The following is a 4,598-nucleotide window of genomic DNA, read 5'->3' on the forward strand; positions in this document are numbered from 1 at the left end:
ATAACTGGCTATGACGACTAAAGGTTGAAGATCGTATTTTAGCTATACTTAATTACAGCCTAAAGAAATACTTTGTTACACCTTCAGAAACACTTAACCGACTATTTTTATTATTATTTTACGTATACAGGAGGAATGAAAGACTTGATTTTTCGAACTTTCACCCCCATAAATGTATTAATAACTATTGAAGTCACCTTACGAGGAAGATTATGAACAGCCCTATGTTTTCACGCACAGCATCTCAAGAAAGTGCTCTGCAAACCAATAAAGTGTTGCGTAACACCTACGCATTACTGTCTATGACACTACTTTGGTCTGCTGTTGTAGCAGGCGTATCCATGGCGATGAACCTTCCTCGCCCGGGTCTTATTATCATGCTTGTTGGCTTCTACGGCCTACTTTTCCTAACAGAGAAGAACCGTGACAACAGCATGGGTCTAGTCTTCACATTCCTATTTACAGGTTTCTTAGGCTACACCATTGGTCCAATTCTTAATATGTACGTTGGCGCAGGCATGGGTGATGTAATCCTAACTGCACTTGGCGGTACAGCACTGGCGTTTATGGGCGCATCAGCTTACGCGCTAACAACTAAGCGTGACCTGTCGTTCCTTAACGGCATGCTATTAGCTGGTTTTGTAGTACTGCTTGTAGGTATGGTTGCAAATATCTTCCTACAGATGCCTCTACTATCATTGGCAATGAGCGGTATGTTCATCCTATTCTCGACTGGTGTTATCTTGCTTACAACGCAAAACATCATTCGTGGCGGTGAAACAAACTACATCTCTGCAACGATCAGCTTGTACGTATCAATCTACAACATCTTCATCAGCCTGCTAAGCATCCTAGGCATCATGGGCAGCGACGACTAATCGTTCCCATCATTGAAGAATATCTAGCCCAAGAGCCTACCTCTTGGGCTTTTTTGTATCTATAAGTGCGATATTTCTATGGATAGCTACAATTTCAGTTGAGAAAGATAAACTTGGTCATGTACCCTACCCGCATAGTTAATTGGATTCTGGATTAAACATGTTTGAATATAACGGCAAGCAAATCGAAACCGACGCTCAAGGCTACCTATTGGATTACACGCAATGGGAAGAAGGTATGATTGAAATACTTGCTCAAGATGAAGCTATTGAACTTACGGATGCACACTTAGAAGTCGTCCATTTTGTAAGGAGCTTTTACGAAGAGTTCAATACCTCACCAGCGGTTCGTATGCTAGTTAAAGCGATGGAAAAAGCGCACGGCCCAGAAAAAGGTAACAGCAAGTACCTATTCAAGTTATTCAAAAAAGGGCCGGCAAAACAAGCAACCAAGCTCGCCGGTTTACCTAAACCAGCAAAGTGCTTGTAAAAACCTAACCCGCTTTAAGTTATTTAATTACGCTCGATATAAATACTGTAGTGCCATAACTACAGTATTTTAAACGTCCCTACACGTACGTCTTGGCGCTCACTATCTTTAACTTGATGCATATCTACGTTATCTACTATTGCACTCGACGGGCCAATGTTGAGCCAAGCATGCAACTTCTCTATTTGTTGACTCTCTCCGACAGCTAATACTTCAACTCGACCATCATTTAAGTTCTTCGCATAGCCTGAAAGACCCATAGCTTGCGCTTGCCTACTGGTGTGGTAACGAAACCCAACACATTGAACTACGCCTGACACGACAAAAATATATTGTGAACTTTCCATAACGTTGCCTCATAATTTATATGAATGATATAGTTGAGCTTCTATTCATTCACCACTTATTGGTGGACTTACTTCGAGTATAACGATTATGAAAGAAATCCCATTTCGTTGGATTGACAAATATCTCATTCACCTAAAAATCCAAGAAAAGTTCTATCTACTCTTCTTATTACCTCTTCTCGCCCTAGTTATATTAACTCTCGTTTTAGATAGCGCCGCGGACTCTTTGCTTGCTCACCTTTATCAAGAAGAAATGCTCTTGATGAAAGGACTTATCGAAGCAGGTCAACTCACTAAAGATCAAGTCGCTCAACTTGTCAGCAGCTCTGAAACCATCTCTTTGGGCTACGGTGCTGGTTCTGTTTCGGTGATTAATGGTGCATTCAGCCTAGTTGCTAACCATGACCAAAACCTTTGGTCTGCTCTGTCTACGACTCAGGTTTCTATCATCGCTGTAACCCTAACGCTTATCGCGCTGGGTGTTTACTACATCATGACCTTCATCGGTGGTGCGATGTTCTCTATGAACAAAGCTTTAAACACACTGGCTAATGGTGACCTAACTTGCCGCATGAACTACTTCTTAGTTCGTGATGAGTTTAGTGAAATTGCTATTACGATCGACAAGGTAGCAGAGCGTGAACAAAACATGGTTCTATCAATTCAAGAGTCTGTCGCTCTAATGCAGCAGATCAGCTCGGACTTAAACCAGTCAACACAACAAAGTTCAGACATCTCTGGTAACCAACAAGAACACCTGAATAGCTTAGCAAGTGCAACGGAGCAAATGGCTGCTACGATTCGCGAAGTAGCTACCCTTGCTCATGAGTCTAGTTCACAAACGATGGACGCTCGCGGCGTTGCGCAGAGTGGTCAAGTCAAGGTTTCAAATACATTGGAGTCTATCTCTAACCTATCTCAAGAGATCCAATCCGCTTCACAAGCAGTAGAAGAACTTGATGCCAACGCGGCGCAGATCGATGAAGTGGTCGCAACCATCAATGGCATTTCAGAGCAGACTAACCTATTGGCACTGAATGCTGCCATAGAGGCTGCACGTGCAGGTGAGCAAGGTCGTGGGTTTGCTGTTGTTGCCGATGAAGTTCGTGCCCTTGCTGGTCGTACTCAACAAGCAACGGTTGAAATCCAAAGTATGATTGAGTCATTACAACGTAACAGCCAATCACTGACCAAACTGATGGAAGTAACGGTAAACAATGCTGGTGAAGGCCAAACACTGATGTCGGAAGTGAACGTTGAGATCGGTTCATTAGCTGAAAAGAACCAGTCTATTTCAGATAGCAGCACTCAAATTGCTACCGCGGCTGAAGAACAAGGCGTAGTCGCTGACAACATTGCACAAAGTGTTGAAGAGATTCGTCATCAATCAGACAGTATCTGCGAGATGATCAGTAAGAGTAATTCCAATGTCGACCAACTTCGTAAACAAAGCGATACGATGGAAGGTTTACTGACAGGTCTTAAAGCTTAATACTGATATCCAACCACTAAGTGTTGATTAATCATACTAGGGCTGCTTCTGCAGCCCTTTCTTATTTGCTTTTCACCTGTACTTCCCCGACAATACCCCTCCTTCAAATTCAACAAACAGAGTAAATTATGACTCCTTCAATTCATCTAGCTAAAGGCCGAGATAAATCACTACGCCGCAAACACCCTTGGGTATTTTCTCGCGGTATCGATAAGGTCGAAGGCGAACCAAAACAAGGTGAAACTGTAGACGTATATGCTCAAAATGGTCAGTGGCTTGCAAAAGCGGCTTACTCACCAGAATCTCAAATTCGAGCTCGTGTTTGGACATTTGAAAAAGAAGAAATCAACAAGGCGTTCTTTGTAAAACGAATTCAAGATGCACAGTCTTTACGTGAAGACATCATCGAACGTGACGGCCTATCGGGTTACCGTCTAACAGCTGCAGAGTCTGATGGCCTGCCTGGCATCACAATCGACAAATACCAAGACTTCCTTGTTTGCCAACTGCTAAGTGCTGGCGCTGAGTTTAACAAAAGCGTGTTGGTTGAAGCGTTAATTGAATGCTTCCCTGACTGCAACATCTACGAGCGTTCAGACGTGGCAGTTCGTAAGAAAGAAGGCTTAGAACAGGTTGTTGGCGTTCTTCACGGTGAAGAACCACCGAAGTCTATCGTGATTGAAGAAAACGGCGTTAAGATCAGCGTGAACATTATGGAAGGCCACAAAACGGGCTTCTACATGGACCAACGTGATAGCCGCAAAGAATCGATGAAGTACGTTAAAGGCAAAGATGTCCTTAACTGTTTCTCATACACAGGTGGCTTTGGCCTTTACGCACTTAAAGGCGACGCGAAGCGTGTTATCAACGCTGACGTATCTCAACTTGCTCTTGATACGGCTAAATTCAACGCTGAACTTAACGAGTTTGATATCTCGAAAAAGCGCGCTGTGTTCCTTAACGCTGACGTTTTCAAACTGCTTCGTGAGTACCGTGACCAAGGCACTAAGTTTGACGTAGTGATCATGGACCCACCAAAGTTTGTTTCAAGCAAGAACAACCTAACTTCAGGCGCTAACGGCTACAAAGACGTTAACATGCTTGCAATGCAAATCCTGAAACCAGGCGGCACCCTACTCACCTACTCTTGCTCTGGCTTAATGGGTACAGACCTATTCCAAAAGATCATCGCTGATGCAGCATTAGACGCAGGCCGCACTGTTAAGTTCGTAGAGCGCTTCGAGCAAGCAGCCGACCACCTAACAGACACAGCCTACCCAGAAGGGTTCTACCTGAAAGGCTTTGCTTGTAAGGTTCTTTAATTTTAGAGCTTTAGAATCTCTCTTTTATAGCAAAGCAGACGTATTAAAAAAGGGCCTTTCGGCCCTTTT

Annotated in this window: 5 protein-coding genes; 4 read left to right on the forward strand and 1 reads right to left on the reverse strand. The window is 43.5% G+C overall.

The annotated features are described in order from the left end of the window. Window positions 1-212: 212 nt before the first annotated feature. Together OC193_RS08460 and OC193_RS08465 are read left to right on the forward strand one after the other, a co-directional pair. Entirely contained in the window at window positions 213-878 is a 666-nt protein-coding gene (locus OC193_RS08460; protein ID WP_017057206.1) for a Bax inhibitor-1/YccA family protein, read from the forward strand. A gap of 160 nt (window positions 879-1,038) precedes the next feature. After that, window positions 1,039-1,368, forward strand: a complete 330-nt coding sequence (locus OC193_RS08465; protein ID WP_017057205.1) for a TusE/DsrC/DsvC family sulfur relay protein — start codon at window positions 1,039-1,041, stop codon at window positions 1,366-1,368. A 59-nt stretch (window positions 1,369-1,427) separates the two neighbouring features. On the opposite strand, the gene yccX is transcribed toward OC193_RS08465, so the two are convergent. Further along, window positions 1,428-1,715, reverse strand: coding sequence for an acylphosphatase (gene yccX / locus OC193_RS08470; protein WP_048662988.1), 288 nt, complete (start codon window positions 1,713-1,715; stop codon window positions 1,428-1,430). 88 nt (window positions 1,716-1,803) lie between these two features. On the opposite strand from yccX, the gene OC193_RS08475 reads away from it, so the two are divergent. Beyond that, the gene (locus OC193_RS08475) at window positions 1,804-3,207 is read left to right on the forward strand and encodes a methyl-accepting chemotaxis protein (RefSeq protein ID WP_048662987.1); all 1,404 of its coding nucleotides are present in this window, start codon (window positions 1,804-1,806) and stop codon (window positions 3,205-3,207) included. A gap of 128 nt (window positions 3,208-3,335) precedes the next feature. Continuing rightward, entirely contained in the window at window positions 3,336-4,529 is a 1,194-nt protein-coding gene (locus tag OC193_RS08480; protein WP_048662985.1) for a class I SAM-dependent methyltransferase, read from the forward strand. The last annotated feature ends 69 nt before the right edge of the window (window positions 4,530-4,598 follow it).

Origin of the sequence: Vibrio crassostreae (genome assembly GCF_024347415.1) — a bacterium.
In the GTDB taxonomy this organism is placed as follows: Bacteria; Pseudomonadota; Gammaproteobacteria; order Enterobacterales; family Vibrionaceae; genus Vibrio; species Vibrio crassostreae.

Bases quoted from the DNA above. Each gene is read 5' to 3' on its own strand.
- OC193_RS08460 (WP_017057206.1), top strand. From the start codon at position 213: ATGAACAGCCCTATGTTTTCACGCACAGCATCTCAAGAAAGTGCTCTG.
- OC193_RS08465 (WP_017057205.1), top strand. From the start codon at position 1,039: ATGTTTGAATATAACGGCAAGCAAATCGAAACCGACGCTCAAGGCTAC.
- yccX (WP_048662988.1), bottom strand. From the start codon at position 1,715: ATGGAAAGTTCACAATATATTTTTGTCGTGTCAGGCGTAGTTCAATGT.
- OC193_RS08475 (WP_048662987.1), top strand. From the start codon at position 1,804: ATGAAAGAAATCCCATTTCGTTGGATTGACAAATATCTCATTCACCTA.
- OC193_RS08480 (WP_048662985.1), top strand. From the start codon at position 3,336: ATGACTCCTTCAATTCATCTAGCTAAAGGCCGAGATAAATCACTACGC.